The 25,619-nt window shown below is 65.4% G+C and carries 24 protein-coding genes and 1 pseudogene; 12 read left to right on the forward strand and 13 right to left on the reverse strand.

The features are described from left to right. On the forward strand, positions 1-699 hold a 699-nt coding region (locus CK206_RS18970), incomplete at its 5' end, for an ISL3 family transposase (RefSeq protein ID WP_143337796.1). Between the two features lie 258 nt (positions 700-957). After that, positions 958-2,081: pseudogene (locus CK206_RS18975) on the forward strand (Nramp family divalent metal transporter). Between the two features lie 403 nt (positions 2,082-2,484). Here CK206_RS18975 and CK206_RS18980 read toward each other — a convergent pair. The 3 genes from CK206_RS18980 to CK206_RS18990 all read right to left on the reverse strand — a co-directional run bounded on the left by CK206_RS18980 (position 2,485) and on the right by CK206_RS18990 (position 3,488). Next, a complete protein-coding gene (locus CK206_RS18980; RefSeq protein ID WP_096907576.1) occupies positions 2,485-2,823 on the reverse strand; it encodes an Lsr2 family protein in 339 nt (112 codons plus the stop codon). Between the two features lie 148 nt (positions 2,824-2,971). Continuing rightward, complete coding sequence (locus CK206_RS18985; protein ID WP_061228632.1) at positions 2,972-3,229, reverse strand: Txe/YoeB family addiction module toxin; 258 nt, start codon at positions 3,227-3,229, stop codon at positions 2,972-2,974. Position 3,230: 1 nt separating this feature from the next. Then, positions 3,231-3,488: a type II toxin-antitoxin system Phd/YefM family antitoxin gene (locus CK206_RS18990; RefSeq protein WP_017836490.1), complete on the reverse strand. Its 258-nt coding sequence runs from the start codon at positions 3,486-3,488 to the stop codon at positions 3,231-3,233. Positions 3,489-3,863: 375 nt separating this feature from the next. Here CK206_RS18990 and CK206_RS18995 point away from each other — a divergent pair, with 375 nt between their 5' ends. Beyond that, positions 3,864-4,469 carry a hypothetical protein gene (locus tag CK206_RS18995; RefSeq protein WP_096907577.1) on the forward strand — a complete coding sequence of 202 codons (606 nt, stop codon included), beginning with the start codon at positions 3,864-3,866 and terminating at the stop codon, positions 4,467-4,469. A 91-nt stretch (positions 4,470-4,560) separates the two neighbouring features. Then, on the forward strand, positions 4,561-4,875 hold the full coding sequence (locus CK206_RS19000; RefSeq protein WP_096907578.1) for a hypothetical protein: 315 nt from the start codon (positions 4,561-4,563) through the stop codon (positions 4,873-4,875). 80 nt (positions 4,876-4,955) lie between these two features. On the opposite strand, the gene CK206_RS19005 is transcribed toward CK206_RS19000, so the two are convergent. Beyond that, the gene (locus CK206_RS19005; protein WP_254050719.1) at positions 4,956-5,309 is read right to left on the reverse strand and encodes a hypothetical protein; all 354 of its coding nucleotides are present in this window, start codon (positions 5,307-5,309) and stop codon (positions 4,956-4,958) included. A 153-nt stretch (positions 5,310-5,462) separates the two neighbouring features. Here CK206_RS19005 and CK206_RS19820 point away from each other — a divergent pair, with 153 nt between their 5' ends. From CK206_RS19820 to CK206_RS19020, 4 genes are read left to right on the forward strand one after another with little or no spacing between them, the layout of a single operon-like run. After that, positions 5,463-5,870: a hypothetical protein gene (locus tag CK206_RS19820; RefSeq protein ID WP_143337784.1), complete on the forward strand. Its 408-nt coding sequence runs from the start codon at positions 5,463-5,465 to the stop codon at positions 5,868-5,870. Further along, positions 5,867-6,511 carry a transcriptional regulator gene (locus tag CK206_RS19010; RefSeq protein ID WP_143337785.1) on the forward strand — a complete coding sequence of 215 codons (645 nt, stop codon included), beginning with the start codon at positions 5,867-5,869 and terminating at the stop codon, positions 6,509-6,511. Before CK206_RS19820 ends, CK206_RS19010 begins: the two co-directional genes overlap by 4 nt. After that, on the forward strand, positions 6,511-7,116 hold the full coding sequence (locus CK206_RS19015) for a histidine phosphatase family protein (RefSeq protein WP_096907545.1): 606 nt from the start codon (positions 6,511-6,513) through the stop codon (positions 7,114-7,116). The genes CK206_RS19010 and CK206_RS19015 overlap by 1 nt, the downstream gene beginning before the upstream one ends. Then, complete coding sequence (locus CK206_RS19020) at positions 7,113-8,333, forward strand: PEP/pyruvate-binding domain-containing protein (RefSeq protein WP_096907546.1); 1,221 nt, start codon at positions 7,113-7,115, stop codon at positions 8,331-8,333. Before CK206_RS19015 ends, CK206_RS19020 begins: the two co-directional genes overlap by 4 nt. A gap of 48 nt (positions 8,334-8,381) precedes the next feature. Here CK206_RS19020 and CK206_RS19025 read toward each other — a convergent pair whose 3' ends face one another. The 5 genes from CK206_RS19025 to CK206_RS20570 all read right to left on the reverse strand — a co-directional run bounded on the left by CK206_RS19025 (position 8,382) and on the right by CK206_RS20570 (position 13,490). Further along, positions 8,382-8,981: a hypothetical protein gene (locus CK206_RS19025; protein ID WP_096907562.1), complete on the reverse strand. Its 600-nt coding sequence runs from the start codon at positions 8,979-8,981 to the stop codon at positions 8,382-8,384. A 62-nt stretch (positions 8,982-9,043) separates the two neighbouring features. Then, complete coding sequence (locus CK206_RS19030; protein ID WP_143337779.1) at positions 9,044-10,447, reverse strand: hypothetical protein; 1,404 nt, start codon at positions 10,445-10,447, stop codon at positions 9,044-9,046. A gap of 872 nt (positions 10,448-11,319) precedes the next feature. Then, positions 11,320-11,646 (reverse strand): helix-turn-helix transcriptional regulator, encoded by a 327-nt coding sequence (locus tag CK206_RS19035; RefSeq protein ID WP_096907548.1) that lies wholly within the window; start codon positions 11,644-11,646, stop codon positions 11,320-11,322. Continuing rightward, the gene (locus CK206_RS19040) at positions 11,643-12,752 is read right to left on the reverse strand and encodes a tyrosine-type recombinase/integrase (protein WP_371607152.1); all 1,110 of its coding nucleotides are present in this window, start codon (positions 12,750-12,752) and stop codon (positions 11,643-11,645) included. The genes CK206_RS19035 and CK206_RS19040 overlap by 4 nt, the downstream gene beginning before the upstream one ends. 366 nt (positions 12,753-13,118) lie before the next feature. Beyond that, positions 13,119-13,490: a hypothetical protein gene (locus tag CK206_RS20570; RefSeq protein WP_254050714.1), complete on the reverse strand. Its 372-nt coding sequence runs from the start codon at positions 13,488-13,490 to the stop codon at positions 13,119-13,121. Positions 13,491-13,749: 259 nt separating this feature from the next. Here CK206_RS20570 and mobF point away from each other — a divergent pair, with 259 nt between their 5' ends. Next, entirely contained in the window at positions 13,750-17,289 is a 3,540-nt protein-coding gene (mobF, locus tag CK206_RS19055) for a MobF family relaxase (protein ID WP_096907551.1), read from the forward strand. Between the two features lie 28 nt (positions 17,290-17,317). On the opposite strand, the gene CK206_RS19825 is transcribed toward mobF, so the two are convergent. After that, positions 17,318-19,174, reverse strand: a complete 1,857-nt coding sequence (locus CK206_RS19825) for a hypothetical protein (RefSeq protein ID WP_143337780.1) — start codon at positions 19,172-19,174, stop codon at positions 17,318-17,320. 843 nt (positions 19,175-20,017) lie between these two features. Between CK206_RS19825 and CK206_RS19065 the strand changes: the two genes are divergently transcribed. Beyond that, complete coding sequence (locus tag CK206_RS19065) at positions 20,018-20,593, forward strand: ParA family protein (RefSeq protein ID WP_096907553.1); 576 nt, start codon at positions 20,018-20,020, stop codon at positions 20,591-20,593. 849 nt (positions 20,594-21,442) lie between these two features. Here CK206_RS19065 and CK206_RS19070 read toward each other — a convergent pair. From CK206_RS19070 to CK206_RS19080, 3 genes are all read right to left on the reverse strand, one after another. After that, positions 21,443-22,843 carry an IS1380 family transposase gene (locus CK206_RS19070; protein WP_096905723.1) on the reverse strand — a complete coding sequence of 467 codons (1,401 nt, stop codon included), beginning with the start codon at positions 22,841-22,843 and terminating at the stop codon, positions 21,443-21,445. Positions 22,844-23,016: 173 nt separating this feature from the next. Then, the gene (locus CK206_RS19075; RefSeq protein WP_032375740.1) at positions 23,017-23,274 is read right to left on the reverse strand and encodes a type II toxin-antitoxin system RelE/ParE family toxin; all 258 of its coding nucleotides are present in this window, start codon (positions 23,272-23,274) and stop codon (positions 23,017-23,019) included. Positions 23,275-23,295: 21 nt separating this feature from the next. After that, complete coding sequence (locus tag CK206_RS19080) at positions 23,296-23,541, reverse strand: type II toxin-antitoxin system Phd/YefM family antitoxin (RefSeq protein ID WP_033098516.1); 246 nt, start codon at positions 23,539-23,541, stop codon at positions 23,296-23,298. Positions 23,542-23,802: 261 nt separating this feature from the next. Here CK206_RS19080 and CK206_RS19085 point away from each other — a divergent pair, with 261 nt between their 5' ends. Together CK206_RS19085 and CK206_RS19095 are read left to right on the forward strand one after the other, a co-directional pair. Next, a complete protein-coding gene (locus CK206_RS19085) occupies positions 23,803-24,657 on the forward strand; it encodes a TIR domain-containing protein (RefSeq protein WP_254050715.1) in 855 nt (284 codons plus the stop codon). Between the two features lie 469 nt (positions 24,658-25,126). After that, the gene (locus CK206_RS19095; protein WP_216824195.1) at positions 25,127-25,603 is read left to right on the forward strand and encodes a hypothetical protein; all 477 of its coding nucleotides are present in this window, start codon (positions 25,127-25,129) and stop codon (positions 25,601-25,603) included. Positions 25,604-25,619: the final 16 nt, after the last annotated feature.

Below are 25,619 nucleotides of genomic sequence, written 5' to 3' on the forward strand. Positions count from 1 at the left end.
GTCCCGGGCCGATCGGCCAAGGTGCTCACCGAGTGGCTCGACGCCCGTGACCAGGCTTTTCGAGACCGGATCAAAGTCGTGACCATGGACGGGTTCGCCGGCTACCACACTGCCGCCGCCAACGCGGTCCCCGAAGCACGCACCGTGATGGATCCGTTCCACGTGGTGCACCTGGCCGCCGACAAGCTCACCGTGTGCCGCCAACGCATCCAGCAGGCCACCACCGGCCACCGGGGCCGCACCGGCGACCCGCTGTACGGCATCCGTAGAACGCTGAACACCCGGTCCGAGCTGCTCACCGACAAGCAGAAGGTCCGCCTGTTCAAAGCGTTCACCGCCCACGATGCGCACGCGGCGGTGGAGGTCACCTACGGCGTCTACCAGCGACTCATCGCCGCCTACGAGGCCTCGGGCAAGCGGGAGGGCAAGATCACCATGTACAAGCTCCTCAAATCGATCCGGGCAGGCGTCCCCAAAGAACTACCGGAGCTCGCGCAACTGGGCCGTTCGCTGTGGAAGCGGCACCGCGAGATACTCGCCTACTTCGACACCGGCGCCTCCAACGGCCCGGTCGAGGCCATCAACGGCCGCCTCGAACACCTCCGCGGAATCGCCCTCGGCTTCCGGAACCTCAAGCACTACATCTTGCGGTCACTGATCCACTCCGGACAGCTCCAGAACCGGATCAATGCACTCTGATTCCGGAAGGGCCGTCAAACCGTTGCTGGTCCGTGCGCTACGGTCGATCTGGCCATACGTCTTGGTGGCCAGGCGACAACGGGCTCGGGTAGACGTCCGTCCGAAGAACGTATGAGGGAGTGGAATAAGGGGGCTCGTACAGTGGGGACACAGACAAAACTGCAGCTGAGAGCTCGGGGATCGGGCCGAGCATGGCTGTTGGGCCCGGCCCTAGTCGCGGGTGTGGCCTACCTTGACCCTGGAAATGTTGCCGTCAACATGTCTGCCGGGGCTCAGTTCGGGTACTTGTTGGTATGGGTGCTTGTTGCGGCGAACGCAGCGGCGTGGCTGGTCCAGTACCTTTCGGCCAAGCTCGGGTTGGTTACTGGGTCGAGCATGGCTGAGCTTCTCGGTCAGCGCATCGCCAACCGGGCATGGCGTGTCCTGTATGGGTTGCAGGCCCAATGCGTCGCGATCGCTACCGATGTCGCTGAAGTCATCGGGGGCGCCGTCGCGCTGTGGATCTTGTTCGATGTCCCCCTTGTTGCCGGTGCTGTTATCACGGGAGTCATCTCCACAGGGCTTCTCTTGCTGCAAGCTCAACGTGGAGCAAGAACGTTTGAGTTCGCGATTATCGGCCTTATGCTCGTGATCGTCATCGGGTTCTGTTACGGCCTGTTCATTGCTCCGCCCGAGCCTGGTGCAGTACTAGGTGGCATGATCCCCCGCTTCGACGGCGCCCAATCGGTGTTGCTGGCAGCAAGTATTCTCGGGGCAACGGTCATGCCGCACGCAATCTACGCGCACTCCTCACTCGCCCGTGACAGGTTCGGTACAGAGAGGACCTACCCGCTTTCCCGGTTAATCAGGGCAACCCGGGTAGATGTGACTATCGCGTTGACGATCGCCGGGTCAGTGAACCTAGTGATGCTGCTTGTGGCGGCATCGGTGCTCCCCGGAGTGGCGGGCACTGAGACTATTGAAGGGGCTCACGCTGCGATCGAGAACACCCTCGGCACGACAGCCAGTCTTATGTTCGCAATCGCGCTATTGGCTTCAGGGCTCGCATCAACTGCCGTTGGCGCCTACGCGGGCAGCGACATCATGGGGGGCTGTTTCGTACCCGGATGAAACTCCTCACCCGCAGGCTCATCACCATTATCCCATCCATTATTGTGCTAGCAGCCGGGGTTGATCCCACGTACGCGCTGATTCTGAGCCAGGTAATTCTGTCGTTTGGCATCCCGTTTGCGCTGGTGCCATTGGTGTGGCTCACTTCCCGAAAATCCCTCATGGGCGCCTCGGTCAATGCGCGCGAAACAACATTACTGGGCTGGGCGATCGCTGCTGTAATCATTGCTTTGAATGTCGCGCTGGTGGCTCTCGAGACGGGAATTGCCTGAGTTACACCACCCTATGGTGCACCATAGTTGCTGCGGCATGTTGCACCGTCCGGAGGGGCTCCGCGTGGTGCGAACGCGTGGTATGAAACACGAGTCTCGACAACGGTCCGCAGGTGGCGACCTGCTCCACCATTCCGTCATTTCCCTGCGGTCAAGGTGGCGCAAGCAACGAAGCGCAGGCCCGAGATCCACCCACGCGCAGGTCGCGCTGGGGTTGACCGATACGAATGTGGGGAACGGTTCGGTGGGGTACAGAGTTCGCACAATCTACAACTCGGCACCGTTAGCTTGTCATAAGATAAATTATCGGCGTTAACATGCCCGCTGGTTGGAGGGTCTTTGATGTCGCATGGCGGCAAGGGTGATCATCGACGTACTTCGTGCGACTCGTTCGGTCTGAGCCTTAGTTGGCGGCGGAGTAGGCGTCCATGACGTCGGCGGGGATGCGTCCGCGGTCGGAGACGTCGTAGCCGTTGGCCCTGGCCCATTCGCGAATGGCCTTGGTGTCGGCGGAGGGGGTCTTGGTGGTGGCCTTGCGCGCGGTCTTGGCGTTCTTTCCTGTCACGCGGTGGCCGGCCTCGAGGTACGGCGTGATGGCGTCGCGAAATGCCTGGGCATTGTCGTCGCTGAGGTCGATTGAATACTCCTTGCCCTCGAAAGCGAACGAGATGGTGTTCGCGTGCTCTCCGAGATCGGTCCCGTCGATGTCGTCGAGGTACCTGACCTGAAACTTTTGAGCCATCGCTGATCCTTCGTGTTTCGGTGTTGTGTTCTGTGCAGGGTTGCAGGATGCGCCCGGGCGCGAAAGCGAAACGCGGGCACATGTCCTTTTCGCTGCCGACCAGCTCGCGGATGGAAAGGGCAGAGGAGTTCTAGCTTGTGGGGGCGCTTTATCCGTAGTGGTAGCGGCAGGTGGCGATACGGACTTCGGTGTCGGTGACTTTGTAGACGAGTCGGTGCTCGTCGGTGATGCGTCTGGACCAGTATCCGGCGAAGTCGTATTTGAGGGGTTCGGGTTTGCCGATTCCCTCGTTGCCATTGCGGGTGATGTCCTGCAGGAGCAGGTTGATGCGCTTGAGGATCTTGCGGTCCTGTTGTTGCCACCAGAGGTAGTCCTGCCAGGCGTTGTCGTCCCAGACGAGTAGCACGTCAGTCGGCGTCGAGCAGGTCGCGCGCCTGTCCGCGGCCGGACTCGAGCCGCTCCATCGCATCGAGCAGACGTCGGGCGTTAGCCGGTGATCGCATGAGGTGGGCGGTCTCGCGCAGGGACTCATAGTCGTCAAGGGAGACCATCACCACCGGCTCGTGGCCGGCGCGGGTGATGATGACCTCTTCGCGGTCGTTGGTGACCCCGTCGAGGACCTCGGCGTAGCGGGCCCGGGACTCGGTGTAGCTCATCGTCTTCATCTCAACCCCTCCTGTACGCAAAAGCGTACAGGATGCGGAGTCGGTGCTCCATTGTGGCTACCCGCGTGCGGCGCCTGTGTGCAAAAGCCCGGCCGGATGCCCGGCGCGGGCCTGCCGGTGGCCACGCCGGCCCGTCGGCGCCCTGTGACCGCATCGCGGTCAGGTTCCGGCCCGCTGTCTCGCCCGCGGCTGGGGCCACAGCGGCGTGGCCAGAATCTGGCTCTCCCTCGCCGCGCCGGTGGCCCCCGTCGACGGCCAGCTCGCGCCCGCCCCCGGCCCTGAAAGCGCGGATGGCTGGGCCCTGTCCAGCCTCGGTGGTAACGTGGGTAACGAAACGGGTTACCGGTTACCCGTTACCTGACTTGGAGGGCTGTCATGTCGACGTCGGAGAAGATCGCTCGAGCCTATGGGGTACTCGTTGCACGAGGGGACAAGGTCACCGTGCGCAGCGTGCAGCGCGAAGCGGGGGTACGCATCGGTGAGGTGGCCGCATGGATGCGCGAGCACGCCACCGGCGTTGCCGGGGATGTGCCCGAGGCCCCAGATCTGTCGGAGGCAATGTCGGCGATGGTGGCCTCAGTGTGGGCCGCGGCATGGAAGCGCGCCGCCGAGCAGGCGGACGAGGCGACCGCTGTGGCGCTGGATACAGCCCGCGGCGGCGAGGCCGACGCCCTGGAGGCGGCCGAACAAGCGGAGTCGCAACGCGACGAGGCTGTCGCGGTCCGAGACCGCGCCCTCGCCGAGCTCGAGGCAGTGCGCGGCGAGCTCGAGCAGCTGCGCGGTCAGATCGAGACCGCACGCCAGGACGTCGCGATCGCGCGCGCCAAGGCCGAGGAGTCCGACCGGGCACGGGTCCGGGCGGAGGCCACCTCGGACACCCTGCGGGAGGTCCTGGACTCGCTGCGCGAGACCGCTCGCAAGCCAGGCCGGTCGGATCAGCCGGGCCAGTCAGCCAGCCCGCCAAAGCGCGACGCGCACTGACTGTCGGAGGGGAAAGCCACACTGGCAGCGGATCAGGCCGTGAGGCCCGTGTGGGCGCCGCAGCGGAAGTCGCTAGCGACAGGAGTGTGGAATGTGGGATCTGGAGACCGCGCTGCTGGCTACCGCTGTCGTCGCTGGCGGCGCCTTGGCCTTGCCGCCGGTAGCGCGTGGGGTCGGCGGGTTCTGCGCGGTGGTTGGCATGCTCGGTGCCCTGCAGGGTCGTACGTGGGCGCCCACGGTAGCGGCGCTGGGGCTGTTGGCGTGGTTTGTCGGTCATTGGTCGTTCGCGGTGCGCCACGACGAGCACTACCGGTCGCGGATAGCGCTGTGGGTGATCGATAGGACCCCGCTGCGATGGACGATCCCGCGGTACTGGCAGCTGCGCCGACGAGCAGCGCCCCGCTGACACATCTTGGCCCGGGCCGCCAACGACAGATGGCCCCGCCGTCGGCGAGGCCATCTCTTGGGGCGACTGTACTGCAGCCTTCAGAACAGTGGGGGTGTGTCGAGCGGTGCGGCGTTGCCGGATGCCCGTGCGTAGGCGACCGGGTCCCAGCCGTCTGCCACGGCGTCGCGGACGGCCAGTGAGCGGGCCTGGCGATCGTGGCGCTCGGCCAGGCTGCGGATGATCCCGGTGCGGCCACAGGCCACCGCGTAGAGCAGGTTCGCCGACTGAGTGGAGGCGATGAGATGTCCTGGATCGACGCGCACGCACAGCGGTTCGTTGCAGCGGTGCTCGCCAATCGCACCGGCGTCGAGTTCGCCGGCGATGACAAGTGCGAAACGGTGGGCGTACTCGGTGCGGCTGACCCCACCTGATCGCCAACTGATGACCGGCAACCGGTAGGTATTCGAAGTAGGTGCAATACAGGCCGTCCCCGGCGAGTGCAGAACGCTGCCCACCTCAAAGCAGAGGGGCTCTGGCCACCATGGAAACCCTCAGTTTTCAACAGTTCGTTGACAACACGATGTTGGCATTGTCATGGTTGCGGCATGAGCCCTGTCATTCCGAACGAATTCGATGAGCTGAATGAGGTGGACTCCGCGCGGCAACGGCTGGGCAAGTCCGGTGCCGACCAGCTGCCTCCGCTCCCCTGGCTGCCGCCAGGAGCCATGCCCGACGATGTGACCTTGCTGCGGTTTGCCATGTGGCGAGCGAACTCAGCAGTTGGCGATGCTTCTCACGATGATCTTCGTGCGGCTCTGACACTTCTAGAGTCGGCACGAGCTGACCTCGATGCGCTCGAAGCAGGTTTGATGTTGATCGCGAGGGCAGAGGGACTGACCTGGCCCGAAATCGCCAAGCAGCTGGGAGTGAAATCTCCGCAGGCAGCTCAGCAGCGCTTTCAGCGGGTGTCGACTCGCGCCCAGGCCGACGACGTCGTGGAGCAACCAGAATGACAGCTGAACGATCCGATTCGTGGCAGTCCCGAGAAGAGTTGCTGGTGCTTCACGGGGTCCGCCTCGCCGGGTTCGCGGACACTGAGGCGGTCGCTGACCGCGTCGACCTGCCAGTCAGCATCGTCGGTGACACTCTCTGCGTCCTCAACAGGCAGTATCTGATTGAGCGTATGACGTTCGCTGACTCCGGTGGCTGGATTCTTACCGAAGCGGGCAAGTGCCGCGACGGCGAACTGCTACAGGAAGAACTTGAGGCGTCCGGCGCGCGACTCGTCCTCCAAGCCACGGCTGACAACTTTGAGACCAGCGTCAATCCCCGCCTCGTCCGGGCTGTGACCGACTGGCAGCTTCGCTCTTCCGCTGAGCGTACGGAGCGCGGAGTCGAGGTGCTGCTGGAGCTGACGGCCTTAGCCGATGCTCTCAGCGACCTCATGGCAGGCCTGGTTGGCCGGCTGCCGCGGTTCAGCCGGTACCCGCGGCAGTTCTCGGCGGCCTTGCACAAGGCTCGCGCGGGTGACCATCAGTGGGTGGCCGGCGTGGGCCGCCTCTCCTGCCACATCGTGTGGGCAGAACTCCATGAGGACCTGCTGTCCAGTCTTGGCCGCGACCGTTCCGCGGAACCCCATCAAGGAGGACGGTAATGGCCGCTCGCACTATCTATCTCGTGCGCCACGGGGCAGCCGACGCCTGGGGCCAGTTGACCGACGAGGGCCGGGCACAGTCCCGATTGATCGGCCAGCGACTCGCCCGTTTGCCCATCGACGTCGTGTGGCATTCCCCGCTGCCACGGGCAGTCGAGAGTGCCCGGATCATCGCAGCCGAGATGCCGCGCGTCCTGGTCGACGAGGCTGCCGAACTCGTCGACCATGTCCCGTTCGTCCCTGACCGCGAATACCTCTCACCCTCATGGGTGGGATTCTTCGACGGCTATGACCGCAGCGAAGCCGATGCCGGTCGAAGGACCGCAGACGGCCTGGCGGCACGGTTCGGCACGCCGAACACGCGGGCACAGCGCCCGACCCACGAGGTAGCCGTGACCCACGCGTACCCGATCGCCTGGATGGTGCGCGATGCACTCAGTGCCCCACCTGCCCGATGGATGTCGCTGGCCGGTGTCGCTAACACTGGGCTCACGGTGATCGAACACACCGACGGGGAACCCCCTGGCGTGGTGATGGTCAACGACATGTCTCACCTGCCCGCCGAACTGCGGTGGACAGGCTTCGCCGGCGGGAGACAGTTGTGAACATCGTGGACCTCGTCGACGCCGATCACTCGACCGCCGGTGGCAAAGCCGCCCCCTTGGCCGGGCTGACACGGGCTGGCTTCAAAGTACCTACCGGTTTCGTGGTGCCAGCAACCACCTACCGAGGCGCGGCCACGGCACTTGGCCTCACCGAACTCTCCACCGATCACGCCGAAGAGGCTCGATCACGAATCCTGCGCTCTCGCCTCCCGGACGGCGTTGTCGATGACGTCTCCCGGGCGTTGGAGCGCATCACCGACGGGGCGCCGACTGACTACGTGGCCGTGCGTTCATCCTCGATCGCTGAAGACAACGCCCACGCATCTGCCGCAGGACAGCATGACAGCTTCCTCGTCCTGCGCGGAGCCGAGCAGGTATGCCAGGCGATCCTGAAGTGCTGGGCCTCGCTGTGGACCGACCGCGCTGCCGCGTACCGAGCCCGCCAAGCCTGGCAGGCACCAGTCGACATGTCCGTGCTCGTCCAACGGCTCGTAGATGCCAGCGTCTCCGGGATCATGTTCACCGGCACTACCAGCGTGATCGAAGCATCGTGGGGCATCGGAGAACGGCTCGTCGCAGGACACGTCACTCCCGATTCCTGGCGCGTCAAAGACTCTGGCATCGTCGAGCGCCGGCTAGGACTCAAGGCCGAGCGCACCGACCGCTACGACGGGCATCTCGTCACCCGCCCCACATCCGCGGCAGAGCAGAAGGAGCCCTGTCTCACGGACCGCGACGTTCTGCGCTTGCACGCCCTCGGCAAAGAGGTCTCCATCACGTTGGGTGGTCCCAGAGACATCGAATGGGCCATCACGGACGACACGACGTGGGTCCTTCAAGCCCGACCCGTGACCGCAGCCGTCCCTGACTCCACAGCACTGCCCCCGATGGCCTCCGGCAATGCCACCCTCACCGGAGAGCCAGCCAGTCCAGGACTGGCTTCTGGCCCCGTCCGCCTGGTCCGCGGACCGGGCGACTTTCCCAAGGTCAAGCGCGGGGATGTGCTGGTCTGTCGCCACACCGATCCTGCGTGGACTCCGCTGTTCACCATTGCATCGGCAGTGGTGACCGAAATAGGTGGAGTGCTCTCCCACGCAGCGATCGTCGCCAGAGAAGTCGGGATACCCGCCGTACTCTCAGTCCCACGAGCGACCGAACTCCTCACCTCTTCCTCCGTGGTCACCGTCGATGGCAACACTGGCCAGATCTCGCTGTGAAGAGGTCTACTCTCCCGAGCGCACACGATGAGGGCTCGTTTGATGTGGTTACCACAGTGACCAGGGGCGGCCCGCAGCGATGGCGGCGCTGATGCGGTGTTCGATGGTGTGTGCGAGTTCGCCTGCCGCGAGTGCGCTGCGGATGCTCTCAGCGATGGTGCGGGAGAGCCCGTCTGGTCCGCGGGTGTCGGCCAGGGGGCTGCCCGGGCCGTGTCGTCGTGCGAGGTATTCGGTGCGGTTGTCGGTGGCGGTGCCCAGGCGTAGATGGTCGGGGTTGGTGCAGCCGGCGTAGTCGCAGCGGTGGCACAGGATGGGGTCGGTCAGGGCGCTCCAGCCGAGTCGGTCAATGATCCCGTGCGTGAGTTGGTAGGCGTACAGGTGTGCCGGGACGGTGCCGCGGCGGGAGAGCCCGGGAAGGCTGGCTGCGCGGAAGGAGCCGTGCCCGGTGGAGGAAATCGCGCCGATCCAGGGCCAGCATTGGTCAGGGCCGCGGCGGTAGCGCTTGTTCTCGAACCGATGCCGGGTAGCGGGGTCGGTGAGCCAGACCCGCCATAGTGCCGCTGGGGTGCGCACTGGTCGGGGGTCGCCGAGCAGGGAGAGCTGCTGGGTGTCGGTTCCTACGGGTCGGGGGAACAGGGCGGCGGTCATCGGGGCCTCGAGTGTCGGGGAGCTGTTACCGGGTGTGGCGAGGATAGGTGTCGACTCCGACATCAGTCGTGGTCGTCGAGGCGTGCGGCGAGGTAGACGCCTTGGTCGCGGGCGGCAAGGGCTCCCCAGCGCAGGGCCGCGGAGATGGACAGGCCTAGCAAGTCGGCCAGCACGGATGCGGGCAGGTCGGAGGCTAGTGCCAGTAGTGCGCCGCCGCGGGCCGCGCGGGCGTCGAGGCCGAGGTCGCGGCCCAGGAGCTGGGCCAGGCGGCCAGGGCTGAGGTGGGTTGCGTTGCGGCCTGGGAACAGCCAGGTCGGGGTGTTTGTGGGCCGGGGGTCGTCGGTGGGTAGGGGCTGACCTGCGAGGTCACCGATCAAGGCGGCCAACGCTGGTGGCAGCAGAACCGGATGATCGCGAAGTGACAGGTAGGTGTCGCCGCCGTCGGTGGTGATGTCCTCGGCGCTTAGTGCGGCGATGCGGGTGAGGTTCTGGCCGAACAGCAGTACCAGAGCGCCGGCCACGCGCAGGCGTAAGTCGAGTGCGGAGTCGGTGAGACACCGGCGCAGCAGCTGCCAGCGGGTGTGCTCGTCGAGGACGTGCCCGGGAAGTCCATCGGTTCCCAGCCAGGGCACCTCGAGGTCTGTTGTCAGTTCTCGCTTGTTGGTCCAGGTCAGAAAGTCGCGCAGGCGGCGCCGGGTGGTGGTGCCTTGGTCGAGCCAGCAGTCGACGTCTTGCTGAGTGGCCTGGGCGAGGTCGGTGCCGCGGGCGTGGAGCCAGTGCAGGAAGTCGGTGGCGCATCGGATGCGGGTGCGCGCGTACTTTGCTGCGGACGGGCTGTTACCGCGGACGCGGCGCAGGCGGTGGATGACGTGCCAGCTGGCGTAGGGCTGCAGTACGACGGCGATGTGGGGTGGTTGGTCGGCGAGCAGGGTGTCGATCCACGAGTCGAGGTCGTCGACGGTGTTATCGCGTGAGGGCAGGACTTCGATAGCGATCAGAAGCCGCCGCAGATAGCGGGTGCGACCGGTCTGGGGCCTGCAGTCCAGACTCGCGTGGGTTAGCTGTTCGTTGTCAGTGACAAGCTCGGTGAGCAGGGTTAGCCAGCTGCGCCGACTTTCGAGCAGGAGCGCGGTGCGCTGGGGTGAGTACATCTCCAGCAGCAGGGCCCGCACCTGCTCGGTCTGCCCGCGCAGTTGCGGGTGACTGCAGATCAGGAGCTTGTCGATTCTGGTGGCGTTGCGGCAGCCAAGGCAGTCGGTGGTGGTGACCAGAAGATCGATGGCTCCGCAGGAGCGGCAGTACCAGTTTCTGTGCTCTCCCGAGCATGGGCCGCAAATCGGCTGGTCGCGGTTGTCGAGTCCGGCTTGGGGGCGCTGGTGGCCGCAGGAGGCGCAGTCGATCGGGTTTCGGCGTAGCTGGTGGCAGCACGATAGACAGACCGGTCCCAGTGGCAGGGTGATCCGCACCGATCGGGTGAGACCACAGACTGCGCAGCGCTTTTTCGCCGCGGGCGACGCCCGCCGGTGGGGACGTTGCCGTGCGCGGCACGACGAGCAGATCGGTCGCCCGCTGGCTACGCCCCTGTCGCAGGGTTTGACCTCGCCACAAACGGTGCACTCGACGCTCGGTGGGATGTAGCAGCGGTAACAGATCCACTGGTCCGGCCGGGCAGGATCGCGGCGGGCATGCGATGTCGAGCGTCGGCATTGGTGGCAGGTGTGGGGGCGCCTGAGGTGGTAGCAGCGGGAGCAGAGCGGCCCAGCGTCGGTGATTGCGTGGGCCGGCTGATCGGGTCGGCCGCAGGCGCTGCAGGTGTACAGCCTTTTCGGCCCGCAGCTCTGGCACACCGGTTGCCCGTCGATGCGGTAGGCCACAGGCCGGGGTCGGTGGCACCGCGAGCACGGAGGTCGGCGATCGGGGTCCGCGCGCAGACAGCGGGCGCAGAGCACGCCGTCGTCCTCACGAGCTACGGGCACCGAGAGTGTTCCGCATCGCCGGCACGGGGTGCGGCGGGAGGCGTTGTAACAGGACATGCACCAGCGGCCCCCGCCTGGAGCGCAATACCGCAGGCGACGTTCTTGTCCGCAGCCCGCGCAAAGGGGCGGCGTGCTCGTTTCGGTCGGCAGTGCCGCGATCTGGTCGAGCAGTCGGTGCAGTCCTGGCGGCGGGTCCTGCGAGTGAGTGCGGACGGCTTCGGGATGCCGGCGCACGTAGTCGAGTACGCCCTGGAGTTCGTCCGGTAACAGTTCCGTGGCGGTGATCGCGGCGCGGTGTGCTGTCTTGGTGTGGTCGGGGTGGAGGAAGGCGAGCACGGTCGCCAGGGCGGCCGTGGGGTCGGTCATGAGCTTGTGGGTCGGCGGATGGTGGTGCGCCGCACGGGCGGGGCGTGACCTGTCTCGGTGGCGCCGGCGGGTTTGGCCACCGAGACGTCGGCGGTGGTGATTTCGATGAGGTCGGAGGTGTCGACGTCAAGGATGTCGCACAGGGCTGCCAACACGTCCAGGCTCAGGCGTTGAGGGGTGGTGGTGACCATCCGGTAGACCTGTTCGCGGGACAGGTGGATGCCGCGTTCGGCCAGCAGCGGCACGAGGTCGCTGGTGGCGAAGTGTCCGCGTTCGGCCATCAGGGTGCGCAGGTGCCAGGTGTAGCTCATCTTCTTGTTCACGGGCTCTCCCACAGGTCGGGGTGGCGGTTGAGGGATCGGCGCAGCAGGCGGTTGCGGTACTCGTCGGACACGCCGGTGTAGATGGCGGTGGTCGCGGCGTAGGAGTGGCCGACCTGGGTGGAGACGAACCGTTCGGGGTAGTCGAACTCCACCAGGTGGGTGACGTAGGAGTGGCGCAGGCAGTGCAGTTTCAATACCGGGTCCAGGCCTGCCGCGTCGCGGGCGGTGGTGAACGCGTCGTCGATGCGGCGCAGTGAGATGCGATCCGAGCGTTCGGTAACCCACAACGCCGGATGGCCCCGGCATCCGAGTAGCGGCCGAACTTCGGTCCGCCAGTGCTCCAGGACCGGCACGATCCAGTCCATCTCCGGGACAGTGAGCACGGTGCGGCGTTTGGCTGTCCCTCCCCTGCTTGCTTTGCCGAACCGGACGAACAGGGCACCGTAGTCGCGGTAGCACGGGGTGGTCGGGTTGTGTCGCAGGTCGGTCACGTCCAGCCCCCACGCTTCCTGGCGGCGAAGCCCGAACGCGTAGATCATCTTGAGCAGCGCGGCATCACGCTGTGCGGTCAACGCTCCCTTACGCCCGGTCCCTGGGATCGCTTCGGCGCGACCGTCGGCGGCATCGAACAGCGCCTGCACTTCGTCGTAGCTCAGTGGTCGTCGGCCGGGTGCGCCTTCGTAGTCGGTGGTGTGGACGATGGTGTTCCACTCGTGCAAGATCTGCTGCGGCACAGTGTCGAAGAGTTGCTGGCACGTGCCGATCCAGCCGTAGCGGGGATCGGTGATGTAGGTCAGGAACATCCGGATGGTGATCTCGTACATCCGCGCGGTGGACATCGCGATCGGATGCGCCGCTTGTCGGCGGTCGGAGATGAACGCCTCGGCGTCCGTGCATGTCCAGGACCACGGGTACTCGTTGGTGAACACGGCGAAGCGTCGGATCAACGCGAGGCGTACGTCGATGGTCTGAGCTTTCAGGAAGCGGGAACGCTGTTGCATCGCCCAGCCGTCGAGCATCGCCTCGAACACCGCAGGTTTGGCGTCGAGGAATGTCACGCCGTCCGGCAGGACATAGCGTGCGGAACCGGGGAGTTCAGCCCTCATCATCATGTTGTATACGATGCAACATCGAGTCGTTTAATGCAATGGCTAAAGTAGAGGTCAACTGACGCCCATGTGAGCGGGAAGCGCGTTTTGGTGATCGGCCAGCGGGTTCACTATGACGTCGAATAGCCGACCAGATGCAACTCCGCGCGGTTCCTTCCGTAGCCATCGGAGATTGCTCCGGTCCAGATCCAACAGCCGCCGGCGGGCGCTTTGACAACGCGGGACCAGAACGCGGTGATTGCGGCGCTGGTGGGAGGCAGTGTTGGATCATACGGACGCGACCGTCTCACCGACGTGTGGGACCCCGTCCCGAGGTCCATTCCGGGCAAGGGAATGTCGACGCCCCCCGGGTCATGGTGGGGGTCAGTGATCGTGGGCACCGTTGTTGTCCGACTGGGAGTCCTCACCGCGAGCGTCTGCGTCGATGGAGGAGTCGGGCGTTGTCTCAGCGGCTTCGCCGTCGGCACGGTCCTTCGCGGCGCGGATCGCGGCGCCGACCTCGCGGGCGGACAGTCCAGTCATCTCGGCCAGATCGGACTGGGCGACGCCGAGGTCCTTCAGCTCGATCAGCGCCTCCCCCAGGGCGGCTTCGGCGTCGGCGCGGGCGTCGATCGCGGAGAACACCGCCACGAGCTTGGACTCGCGCTTGCGCGCCCGATCGAGCTCGTCGGCCATCGCCTGGCGGGCGCGGGCCCGCGCGGTCTGGGAACGCGAATCAGTCTTCGTAGCAGCCATGGCCCAAACCCTAAAGCACGCCTACGACACCCGCGAGCGCCAACCACTCCCCCACCCGACCACCGCGGTGCTCATTACGTCCCCGCCTGAGACGCCACCACCGTGCCCAGCCCCCACACTCGCTCCCGCTTGTTTAAACAGCCACAAACAGCCGCACACAGTAGGCACTTCGAGTGAACGATGGGAACCTGCTGGTCACAGCACCGTGCGCTGTGACGCATAGACGCGCAGATTCGGTCCGCATACGCTGGTGGGTGTGATGAGCCTTCGAGCCGTACACGCGGGCACTGGATACCAGTACCTGCTGCGCTCGGTCGCCACTCACGACGCCGACCCGCAGGGCATGGCCCTGTCGGACTACTACGCCGCCAAGGGCACCCCGCCGGGACGGTGGATCGGGCGCGGACTGGACGGTTTGGACTCGGAGAATGCGACCGCGGGGGCGGTCGTCACCGAAGCGCAGATGGCGGCCCTGTATGGCGAGGGCCTGCACCCAGATACCGACCAGATGATGGCCGACGGCCGCGGTCTGTCGTCCTGCAAGCTCGGCCGATCCTTCCCCATCTATACCGGCGGGGTCGACGTGCTGGAGGCCATAGCCGTGGCCGAAAAGGCGTTCCTTCACACCGAGGGCCAGCGCCCCACCAGCGACGAGCGAGGACAGATCGCCGAGGGGGTCGCGCGCCCGTTCTATACCGAGAAGTTCGGTTACGAACACGCCTCTGGCAAGGACGTCATTGCGTGGGTCAACCGTGAACGCGACCAGGTCAAGCAAGCGGTCGCCGGGTTCGACTTCACGTTCTCCCCGGTGAAAAGTGTCAGCGTCTTGTGGGCGCTCGCCGATGAGAAGACTGCCTCCCAAGTGGCCGCCCTGCATCACGAAGCCGTGGCCGAAACCCTGGCATGGGCCGAGAACAACGCGATCTACACCAGGGTCGGAACGGGCGGCATCAAGCAGGTTAAGACGGGCGGCATCATCGCGGCTGAGTTCACCCACTTCGACACCCGGTGCGGGGACCCGGACCTGCACTCCCACGTGCTGCTGGCTAACAAGGTCCAAGCTCCCAACGGGCGCTGGCTGTCGCTGGATTCCCGTGCGATCCATCAGATGCACCAGACGATCTCGGCCCGCTACGACGCGACCCTGCACGACCTTCTGACCCGCCGCATGGGCGTGGAGTTCCAGGCCCACTACCCGCCCCCGGACAAGGCGCCCATCTGGGAGATCAAGGGCATCGACCGCCGCCTGATCGACGCCTTCTCCTCGCGCCGGGCCCTGGCCAGGCCGGTCTATGACCGACTCGTCGCGCAGTACGTTGAGAAGAACAATCGGCAGCCTTCCCAGCGGGCGTCCTACGCCCTGTGGCAGAAGGCCATCCTCGACACCCGCGACGCCAAGAAGCCCGCCCAATCACTGGCCGAACACCGCGCCACCTGGCGGGAGATGGCCGAAAAGGTCGTCGGCACGCACGCGGTGGACAGCGTGGTTGGCGAGGTCACCGGGCAGGGTCGGAGCCAGGTGTCGCGGGAGCTGTTCGACGCCCAGGTCCACGCCCGCCTGGTGGCCGAGCAGGCGGTGGCGGCAGTGACCGAACGCCGGGCGCAGTTCCGCCGTTCCCACATCGACACCGCCGTCTCCACCTTGCTCAAGGGTTACCGATTCGAGGGCGCCGAGGCCCTCGACCGGGCGCACGAACAGGTCATGGTTACCGCTATGGGAGAGCTCGTGGTGCAGCTGACCCCGCCGGAGGTTCTGGACCTTCCCAGCCCTCTGATCGGTCCGAGCAGGGCTGGTGTGGACCGGCACGCAGGCGCCGAGAAGTACACCACTCAGGCAGTGCTGGACGCCGAAACCGTCACCCTCGAAGCGGTGCACACGCCGGTCGCGGTGATCGCTATCCGCGCCGATCTCGACCGTGCGCTGAAGGCGCACGAGGACGCCGAGGGTTGGTCCCTCAATGCCGGCCAGACCGCTCTGGCGCAGCACCTCATTGGTGCCGGAACGCTCCTGGCCGCCGGGGTGGGTCCGGCCGGAACCGGCAAGACCGCATCCATGAAGGTCGTGGCCCGCACCTGGCAACAAACCGGCCGGTCGGTTATCGGCCTTGCTCCTTCCGCGGCAGCGGCCAGCGTCCTCGCGGGCGACATCGGCACCGACTGTCACACCATCGATTCTCTGACCTTCACCTGGATGGGCAAGCATCCCACCCTCCCCGGGAAATCGCTCGACGCACTGCCTGTCACGATCAAACCTGGGGACATGCTTCTGGTCGACGAAGCGGGCATGGCCAGCACCGAGAACCTGGCCGCGCTGACCGAGATCGCCGCCGAATCCGGGGCCATCCTCCGCCTGATCGGCGACCCCAAACAGCTCGCGGCAGTCGAGACTGGCGGTCTGTTCGCCGACCTGGCCAGCACCCCGGGAACGCCTCAGCTGCGCGAGGTGATGCGCATGGGTGCAGACACCGACCAAGCCGACGCGACCCTCGCCCTTCGCGAAGGTGACCCAGACGCACTGGCTCTCTACAACGGGCGGGGCTGGATCACCGGCGGGCACCGGGAGGCGATGCTCACCGAGGCCGCTCAGGCGTTCCTGGCAGACACAGCCGCTGGCCGACAGGCACTGATCATCGCCTCGACCAACGCCGACGTCGACACCCTCAACGAAGTGATCCGGGCCGACCGGATCGCCCGCGGACTAGTCGACGACGCACACACCACTAGGGTCGCTCGCGGCGACACCGTGGGTGTCGGGGACACCGTCATCGCCCGCACCAACTCCAAGCTCTACACCTCTGACCGCACCTACCTCGGACGGATCATTAACGGACAGTTGTTCACCGTCACCGGCATCTCAGGCGATGGGTCACTGGGGGTGCGCGACTCCTCCACCGGGCAGGCCATGCTCATCCCCGCCAGCTACGCCGGCAAGAGCATCCACCTCGGTTACGCGGCCACCATCCACCGCGCCCAGGGCGCCACCGTCGATACCGTCCACGCCGTCATCGACGCTGGCGTGGACCGCGCCGGCCTGTACGTCGCCATGACCCGAGGCAGACGAGAAAACCGCGCCTACGCCGTATGCGAACCCGCCCTCGACACGGGCGCCGAGGACGCACACATGCACTCCGCCGGCGACCACGAAGCCCCAACACCCGAGCAGGTGCTGACTGGCGTTCTGGCCCGCGAGACGCACCAGGCCTCGGCCACCGAAACCCTCCGCCAGGAGTACGAGAGCGCCACCAGCGACGAACGGCTGGAGCAGCTCTACCGCCACGGCGTGGACCTCGCCGCCCGAGACTTTGCCGCCGCCACCCTCCCGGCCTATATCGACGCGCTACCGCGGGCCTACGCCCACCAGCTCGAGGCAGACCCCGACCAGTACCAGGCCCTGGAAGGCGCGTGGACCGACGCAGCCATCCGAGGCCTCGACCCCCGCGAGGAATGGGACAACGCCACCGAAATCCTCGACACTGCCAACAAGCCCGGCTCTGTCATCGCCCACCGGATACGTCACGCGACTCGCGAGTCCACCGACACCACAGCTCTGCCCACTCCCCCACCCGCGGCCCCGGGATGCGATACCGAACTGGCCATCTGGCTTGCAGAGACCCACCGCGCCCTCATCTCAGGTCCTGCCTCCCAGGCGGTAGCCCGTGCAGGGTCTTTCACTGCCGAGGACTTCGTTGATGCCTACCTCGCAGCTCGGTCCGCAGAACACGAACCCGGCCCGGATACCCACCCCCCGACGAGCTCGCCATGGGGGCCTTCGACCGACTCATCCCCCGACCTGTGGTGACTCGCCCCGACTCGTGCGGTGCCAGTGGTCAGGCTGCGGTGCGGGCCCACTGGTGCGGGGCGAGCAGCATGTCGGGAGCGGGTAGTGCGGCGCGGGCTGCGGCGACCAGTTCCCACCAGCTGTCGGGATCGGCCTCGCGATGGCGATCTTGGGCAGCCATCGCCGCGCCCCAAGTGGTGGCTGATACTGGCGGGCCGGTCGAGGTGGCGCCGTATGCCAGGGCAATGTCAGTCGGGTGGATCTGCTCAGCCTCAGCAGGGTTGGGAAATTCGCCCCACTCGGCCAGCGCGTCGGAGCGCTGCGGCTGGTGTCGTGTGGTGAACCACCACACGAACACCGCCGAATGCAGCCGGTACAGGCGCACCCGATCAGCGTGCGCACCATCAACACCAGCAGCAACGGCGGCTCGCGCTAACCGGGAGCGACTCCGGTACACGCGGCCATCAGCGGTGCACAGCCCGAAAGAGCGCAGTGCGCGCAGTTTGCTGCGCACCGTCGCCGGGCAGATCCCGAGCCTGGTCGCCAGCTCACGCACCGACAGGCGGCCAGAGGCCAGTTGTGTCCACACGCGCATGCCCAGCACCCCGAGAGCACGGGCATGCCAGATGTCCTCTCGGGCGCACTCGAGCTCAGCGTCAAGCTGGCTCTGCATCTCCGGGGTAAATACTGCGCCACTTCTTCGCTCCCCGCCCCCGGGTCTTACGATCCGCCACACTGCCGCCCAGGGGCCAGCTGCTCGCTGCACGCGGGCGACCCACCCCTGCTGGACAAGCGCTCTCAGCCGGTCGGCTACGGTGTCTCTGGTCAGACCTGCGGCCAGGGCCCAGTCGCGCTCGGACAGGTGCACCTCGGTGGCTGCGGCTGCGACGGTGCGGGCTGCCAGTGCCAGGAGCACGAGGCGGTCTTGGGCTCCGGTCTTGCCGGCCCACCGGCGGGGACGGGCGTCCATGCGGGTGAGCAGGTCGGCGACAGTGGTCTCGGCAGCGCGGCGGGCGGGCGAGGGTCCTGCAGTGCTGGACTGGGTGTAGCTGGCTGCGGTGACGGCTTTGGCCCACTGGCGGGCCAACTCGGCGGTCGCGTCTAACCGGGGGGTGCGCTCCCCTGCGTTGATGCGATGGGTGCGGACGAACTCCAGGCCGGGCCAACGGTCAGTTAAGGCAGCCTCGTGCAGGTCGCGATACTGCATCCGGGCGTGGGCGCAGCCCAACAGGATCGACCACCCCACCGCGGAGGCATCCGTGCGGTCGGTGATCGGGGCGCGGGCAAGGGCACGAATCTGTGGGTTCAGGGGACGTCTGGGCCCGGCCAGGTATGGATGGCCTTGCACATCGACGTGCACAGGAACCGGGGCGATCCCAGCATCGGTGGCGGAGGCGCCCTTGCTCTGAGGGGGTTGTGTCAGCTGCGTGAGAACTGTGCGCAAGGCCCGCAGGGACACCGGCCGGATATGGGGATCTGTCAGGGGCATCGATGTGCCGCCGGCGCGGTGGGGCGAGCCCGGGGCGCGGACACAACCCGTGCGCGAATTAGCCAGCGGGCCCCGGTCCAGCGAGGGCCACGCGGCGCTGAAAGCGTCGATGAGCGGTGCCAGGCGGTGCGCGGAGACGGCGGTGCTCAGCCGGATCCATACGTGGTATCCCCCAGCAGGTCCTGACGAGCACACCAGGTGCTCGATGCCCGCGGCAGTCAGGGCAGATGTGCACGCTGCGAGGTCTTTGTCCGCGGTTGAGCCGGCATGGTGGGCGTCGAAATCGAGGGCGAGGAGCCGAAACTTGCCCGATTCATCGGTCAAGTGCAGCGCGAAAGGTGTCCCCTCCCCCGGCACTCCGTCGGTGAGACGTCGCGTGACGGCGAAGGTATGCGCCTTGTGCGAGTCGACACGCACATACGGGCGCGGACTCCACGCGCACACCACAGAGTCCCACCACCAGGTGGAATCTCGGGTTGTGAGGTTATCGAGGTCAGAGCGAGACACGCCGATCGGATCGACTGGACCATCCGATGGGTATGACTTACTCTGAGAGGTGCCTGGAAGCACAGCTCTCCTAATTGGTGAGCAACACCGAGTTTGAGCGCCAACTCGAACTCTTGACTTTCGATCCCGGTCCACCTGCCAGTGGGCCGGGATCAGTCATTTCAGGGTTGCGGGGTGTTCAACTGTCGGCCGGGCACGGACCGGCCACCGCTTCACGCTGAAATTGCCTCCTCATCTGCAGGTGGAACTACGGCCTCGGGCAGGCCAAGATTGATGGCGGCGAGGTCAGCCAAGTACTGAGACATCGAGACGCCTCTAGACCTGGCTTCCACCCGAAGTGCCTCGTACACCTCAGGGGCCATACGGACGGGCACGCGCATGCGCTCGCCGAATGACGGTCGCCCGGGGCCCCGCTGCTTCGTCGCCATGTGAGGAAAACTCCCACACTTGGCGCCACAAATCCTATCGACACGCCTAGGTGAGGTGGAGTTTTTTGGCGCCGTCTACGGCTCTGTCGGCGGTCAGCGGCTGCGGCACACCAGTATCGGTAGACACCGCAAAACCAGTATCGGTACATACCGCAACACCATCACCGGTCTAACGGTGAGTACCGAAGTACCGCTAACGGTTCAAGGGTATTTCGGGATGTTCGGCGTGGCTGGCGCGCCCCTGCGCTGCAGTTTTGGTATCAAGGTGATGACCACAATTGGTACAGCGGTATCGCGGTGTTAGAAGATTGAGGTGTAGCGGGTTTTGAAGATTGCGGTAGTTAACACCAAGGGTGGCGTCGGTAAGACGACCACCGCCATCTACCTAGCGACGGTCGCGAGCGCGCAGGGCAAGTCGACTGAGTTGCTAGACGCGGACCCTCAGGGGTCGGCCACTAGTTGGGCTGAGATTGCGACGGAGGGGGGTGTGCCTTTGCCGTTTCAAGTCTCGCCCGCGAACAAGATCACGCTTTCGCGCGCATCTAGTAGCGACCTCACAGTGATCGACACGCCTCCGGGTGCTGCTGACATCATTCAGGCCGCGATCGATGCGGCTGATGTTGTCGTGGTCCCCACTGCGCCGTCTGGTTTGGACCTCCAGCGCGTCTGGCCAACGTTGGAGGCTGCTGCGCATAAGCCAGCTGGCGTCCTTCTCACGAGCGTTGAGCTCGGCACTAAGCTGCTCGAGCTCACAAAGGAGGCCCTTGAATCGGAAGGGGTGTTCGTATTCGAGAATGTGATTGGGAAGCGACAGGCGATACGCCAATCATTCGGCACATGTCCAACAAGCTTCTTCGGCTATCGAGACCTGATGGACGAGATCGTTGAGGTGACTAAATGAGTGGCAAATCGGAACCGGTGAGCCGTAGTTTGCGCCCACGGGCCGCAGCTCCCATCCGGCCGGTCTCGGAAACGTTCTCTGCTTCTGAAGCCGCACGTCCGCCCGGTCCTCGGCGTACGAAGACATCGCTAGCGCTTGACGTTGAGGTGTACCGGAGAGCGAAGATCGCGGCCATCCAACAAGGGGAGACCGTGTCTGAGTTTATCGAGGCAGCTATTCGAAATGCGCTTCCTGAGTAGTTGCGCCCAGAGGTAGATACCGTCGTCGGTGAATACGGATCGAGGTATATACCGCTGACGGTGTCGGTCACCGGAGAGATCGTGATTCTCAGGCTGGTAGGCAAGTCCGGTGCGAGCATCGAGCACGGGCGCCGAGCCGCGTGACGAGCCCGCCCTGTGATGAGGGGGAGTTGGCAATCAGCGTCTGAACTGCGAACTTTCCATGTTCGCGTTCACCGGCAATTGTGGCTTGAGCCCGGTTGATGGTTGGCCGTGCTGCCAGTCGTGCCGGCCGGAGCTGCTCCCGTGGTTCTGGGTCGCCTTCCCGCTGGCAGAACTCTTGGTGGCCGGGCCGCGTTGCCCCACTTGTGTTCCCGCGTATCGGTGTAGTCGGTGACTGGATGATGTTCATGCCGTTGGTGGGCCGCCTTTGGTGGCGTCGAGACCCTGGGTAACGAGCAGTTCTAGCAGCTTCGGCTTGTCTGCTTAGCCCCGCTGATTCACGGGCCGGTGTGACTGCTGCTGTCGGGTGACGGCGGGCTTGTTTTCGCGTAAGGGCGTGCGGGGGTGCCGGCTGGCGCTGCCGGTGGGCGGGTCTCCGGGTGGTGATGTCGAGGGCGGGCAGGTGAGATCAGGCTGGTTTGGGGATCGCGGCGATCTTGTTGAACGCGGCGACGATGGCGGTGGCCCAGGGCCACGTTTCGGGGATCTTCACCCGGCGTCGCCGGCCGCTACGGGTCAGCCGGGCTGCGACGTGCAGGAAGCGGTAGCGCAGCGCTTTGGGCTCGCACAAGGCCAGAACCGCAGCCTCGCCGGTACAGGCCAGCATCCGTGTCCACGCCACCAGATCTGCGGCGAGCATCACCGCCACCAACCAGGCCTGGTTGAGCGCGAACTCGCGTGAGGGCAGACGGCCAAGACCGGTGTCCTTGGCGTGACGGATCCGGTCCTCTACCCGGGCGTGCGCCCGATGCCGTGCTTCAAGAAACTGCAGTTGCCCGGTGGTGGTGTTGGTGGCAAACGCCTGGTAGCGCCACCCGTCGATCTCCTCGAACATCGACAACTGGGCGCCGGGGTGGGGTCGTTCGCGGCGGACGATGACCCGCATCCCGTCTGGCCACTTGGCGAGCATCCCGGGAGCGAGAAATCCGGTCAGCTCGGCAACCTCGGCCCCGTCCCGGATGTCACCGGAGGGATTGAGCGCTGGTCCCCACGCGGCCTCGGGGCAGGTCACGATGGCCCGGCGAATCGGGGCGGTGATGGAGAACCCGACCGAGTACTCCACCCGTCGACCACGGACGCGGTTCTGCTCGGTGATCCAATCCAACAGGTCGTGAGAGGCGCCGGCGCCGTCCGAGCGGATCAGCAGGTCACGCCGGTGAGCAGCGGGGATCTGCGCGATTGCCTGGCCCAGGACGTCGATGTGGTCGGCAGCGGTGTTGGAGCCAGCATTGCCCGGGCGCAAGCTCGCGGCGAGGAACTCTTCTGTGTTGTCGCACCACACGCCGATCGGGTGGTAGCCGAACGTGCGCTTATACGTCGGAGCTGCATGTTCCTTCTCGCTGTGGGTGACCACGATGGTGGCATCCACATCGAGCACGACCGTCGATCCCAGATCCCGCCCCGCACACGCCGATGCGGGCACCCCGCCGGGCAGGTGCGACCACACGTGCCGCCGGGTGCGGGCACGCGCGACCTGGATCTTCTTGCGCTTGCCGGCAGTGACCTCATCGAGCGTGCGCCACACCGTCGGCGCCGACGCCACTGGGCCCAGGGCCCCGGACTGGTGGCGCAGGACGCCGATGTCGGAGATGGACTCGCCGCCATCGGCGAGCATCACCGCGGTATCGATCAGCACACGGCCGCGGTCGTGGATCGGGATAAATTGTCGGCGAGCCATGGCCCCTGACAGCTCGGCGGTCAGACCGACCTGATCAGCCAGAAGTCGAGGCGCGATGGCCCCGGCGTGGGCGATCACCCCGACACCATCAGCAGTAACGGACAGACCGGCCGACCACGAAGTACGCTTCACCTACCGAGTGCTTTCTGCTGGAGAACATGGAACCTTAGACAAGTCCCAGTTTCCCCTGTTCAGGAAGCACTTCGGTCTATTTTCGCCCAGCGATCCGCAGATCCCCGTGAATCACCGGGGTTAGGCGTTGGATCCTGCCATCGCGAGCCGTGGCGACTCGGAGTGGGACGGAGTCACTTGTAGACGTCGCCGCGGTGCCCAATGCGCAGCACAAGTACGACGAGGGCGTCATCCTCGATGTCGTAGATGATGCGGTAGTCGCCCACGCGGATGCGGAGTTCGCCGTCGCCTCCGGCGAGCTGAATCGCGCCAGGCGGTCGCGGTGTCACCGCGAGGGCTTCGATGGCGCGGACGATTCGCTTTTGCTCGGTGGGATGAACTTTGCGGAGGGCTTTGGCGGCCGAGGGCTTATAGGTGATCGAATAGGGCATCAGCGAGTGGGGCGCGCAGGCTTACAGGCCCAGTTCCGCCATGAGCTCTTCGTGGGAGATGCTGCCGCCCTCACGGCGAGCGTCGGCCGCGCCCTGAACGTCGGCCTGATCCTCCAGGGCCTGCAGTGCCCGGTCGAAGAACTCCGGCGAGACGACAACGGCGCGACGACGGCTGCCACGGCTGAGGATCTCCACAGGCGCCCGCTGTGCGGCGTCGAGCACCTTGCTCTGATGGGCGCGAAAATTACTGAGCGTCGTGGTCACCATGACGCCAAGAGTACATCTTGTACAACTCGCGGTCTAGTGGTCCTTAGATGCCGCGGGCAGTGGGATCGACTCGTCTCTCCTGATCCGCACACTTGACGGAATTCAACATTATCGGCGCACGAGATCTCGCTGGTCAGACGATGGCCCTCGGATCGTCGCGATCGGGCTGAGGGGCGCGAGTCTCTGACGGCGGCTTGTGTCGGTAGCCGGACTTATAGTTGGCGCGTGACTACGTCTTCTCCAGATCCTCGCAAGGTGTTCGTGATCCACGGGCGTAATAGTGCCGCCCGAAACCAGCTCTTCACGTTCCTCCGAGCTTTGGGCTTGTCCCCAATCGAATGGAATCAGGCAGTCCATGAGACAGGCGAAGGAGCACCGTACATCGGTCAAGTGCTTGATAAGGCGTTCGAGATAGCGCAGGCGATCGTCGTGCTGGAGACACCCGATGATGTCGCGTATCTCCGAGCAGATTTAGCCGAAGACGATGACACTGAAACATCACCACAGCCACAGCCTCGCCCGAACGTTCTCTTCGAAGCTGGCATGGCTATGGGACGAAACCCGAAGCGGACCATCATTGTTGAGTTCGGCAAGATTAAGCAGTTCAGCGACATCCACGGCCGCCATACGATTCGCCTCGACGGTAGTCCAGAGAAGCGCCAAGCGCTCCGAAACCGCTTGTCCACGGCAGGCTGCAAGGTCGACGAAACAGGCGTCGACTGGCTTAGTTCGGAGCTGACGGCCCCTAGTGCTCCAGGTGGCGGCCTTCCGCTCGGAATACGTACTCCAGCGCCCGAGCGCCCTACCCGCCCGAGATTCTCTGCAACCCACTCCCGTCGGGGAGGAAACAAACTCGACTTCGTTGAGATAACGAACAACGGGCCAGGTGATGCATTTGACGTCGACGTCGTAGAGGTCGACGCGACCGGGCGCGGACTTCTCCGAGACCATGAACCGCTCCCGGTTCCAAAGCTCCCGGCGGGCAAGTCAATTCGTATGGACTATATGGGCAACATCGCGGCGGGCGACAACAAGCGGTACTTCACACTGCTCATCAAGGGGCGAACCGCAGACGGTGAGCAGTTCGATCACGAAGAGTTCGTGAGCATGACATGAATGTGTCCATCCCTACCGACGACGACAACTTCCTTCGTCGGGAATGTCCGACCTGCGAACGGCAGTTCAAGTGGCACCTCGGCCCCATCAACGCCCTCGCCGCCGCTGAGCCAACTCCGGACGTCTACTACTGCCCTCTGTGCGGTGTCGCCGCCGGCACCGGCCACTGGTGGACCAAAGAGCAGCTCGAGTACGCCCAAGCCCGTGCTATGCCAGAGGTCCTCGAACAGCTATCGAATGAGACAGGACTACGCATCGCTTCAATGTCCACAGTCCCGGAAGCGATGACCGAACCCAACGACATGGACATCGTGCAGTCACCATGTCACCCGTACGAGCCAATCAAGGTGCCAGCGGGACACGAACAACCGATTCACTGCCTAGTGTGCGGATCGGCCTTCGCTGTCTAGCCCGAGGGTGCCGAGAGTCTGGATGCAATGGAGAGCAAGTTCCCGGATACATTGCGGTTATGACATCCAGTATTGAGGCGATCATCAGGCGCCTCGCCTCGCGTAAGCCGATGCGACCGGAGGCCACGACGCAGGCCGACATCTACATGTTGCTCACGACTGCGGCGCTCGGGCTGGACACCGATGACGTGGTGACGATGGAGTCGCAGCTCGCGGATGGCACACGCCGCCGGATTGACATCGAAGCTGGTCACGTCGTAATTGAGGTCAAGAAGGACCTCCGTGCTGGCGATCTGACTGACGCGGAAAAGCAGCTCGCCGGTTACGTCGCACAGCGAACCAAAGAACTCGGCGGCCGCTACGTTGGCATCCTCACCGATGGCACTGCCTGGCGGTTGTACCATCTGGCTGACGACCAGCTGTCCTGTGTCTCCGAGCTTGAGCTGAGTCCGGCGCGACCCGGACAGGGACGCGCTACTGATATGGCTCGAGTCGGTAATGGCGACGCGCGAAAAGATCCGCCCCGTCCCGGCTGAGATTAAGCAACGGCTG

It is taken from the genome of Dietzia sp. WMMA184, from assembly GCF_002441635.1.
GTDB classification, from domain to species: Bacteria; Actinomycetota; Actinomycetes; order Mycobacteriales; family Mycobacteriaceae; genus Dietzia; species Dietzia kunjamensis.

Excerpts from the sequence above, each read along its gene's own strand:
- CK206_RS19040 (WP_371607152.1), bottom strand. The coding sequence starts at position 12,752 with ATGAGGGCTGAACTCCCCGGTTCCGCACGCTATGTCCTGCCGGACGGC.
- CK206_RS19075 (WP_032375740.1), bottom strand. The coding sequence starts at position 23,274 with ATGCCCTATTCGATCACCTATAAGCCCTCGGCCGCCAAAGCCCTCCGC.
- CK206_RS19015 (WP_096907545.1), top strand. The coding sequence starts at position 6,511 with ATGGCCGCTCGCACTATCTATCTCGTGCGCCACGGGGCAGCCGACGCC.
- CK206_RS19010 (WP_143337785.1), top strand. The coding sequence starts at position 5,867 with ATGACAGCTGAACGATCCGATTCGTGGCAGTCCCGAGAAGAGTTGCTG.
- CK206_RS19095 (WP_216824195.1), top strand. The coding sequence starts at position 25,127 with ATGACATCCAGTATTGAGGCGATCATCAGGCGCCTCGCCTCGCGTAAG.
- CK206_RS19080 (WP_033098516.1), bottom strand. The coding sequence starts at position 23,541 with ATGGTGACCACGACGCTCAGTAATTTTCGCGCCCATCAGAGCAAGGTG.
- CK206_RS19820 (WP_143337784.1), top strand. The coding sequence starts at position 5,463 with ATGAGCCCTGTCATTCCGAACGAATTCGATGAGCTGAATGAGGTGGAC.
- CK206_RS20570 (WP_254050714.1), bottom strand. The coding sequence starts at position 13,490 with ATGGCTGCTACGAAGACTGATTCGCGTTCCCAGACCGCGCGGGCCCGC.
- CK206_RS19025 (WP_096907562.1), bottom strand. The coding sequence starts at position 8,981 with ATGACCGCCGCCCTGTTCCCCCGACCCGTAGGAACCGACACCCAGCAG.
- mobF (WP_096907551.1), top strand. The coding sequence starts at position 13,750 with ATGAGCCTTCGAGCCGTACACGCGGGCACTGGATACCAGTACCTGCTG.
- CK206_RS18990 (WP_017836490.1), bottom strand. The coding sequence starts at position 3,488 with ATGAAGACGATGAGCTACACCGAGTCCCGGGCCCGCTACGCCGAGGTC.
- CK206_RS18980 (WP_096907576.1), bottom strand. The coding sequence starts at position 2,823 with ATGGCTCAAAAGTTTCAGGTCAGGTACCTCGACGACATCGACGGGACC.
- CK206_RS18995 (WP_096907577.1), top strand. The coding sequence starts at position 3,864 with ATGTCGACGTCGGAGAAGATCGCTCGAGCCTATGGGGTACTCGTTGCA.
- CK206_RS19000 (WP_096907578.1), top strand. The coding sequence starts at position 4,561 with ATGTGGGATCTGGAGACCGCGCTGCTGGCTACCGCTGTCGTCGCTGGC.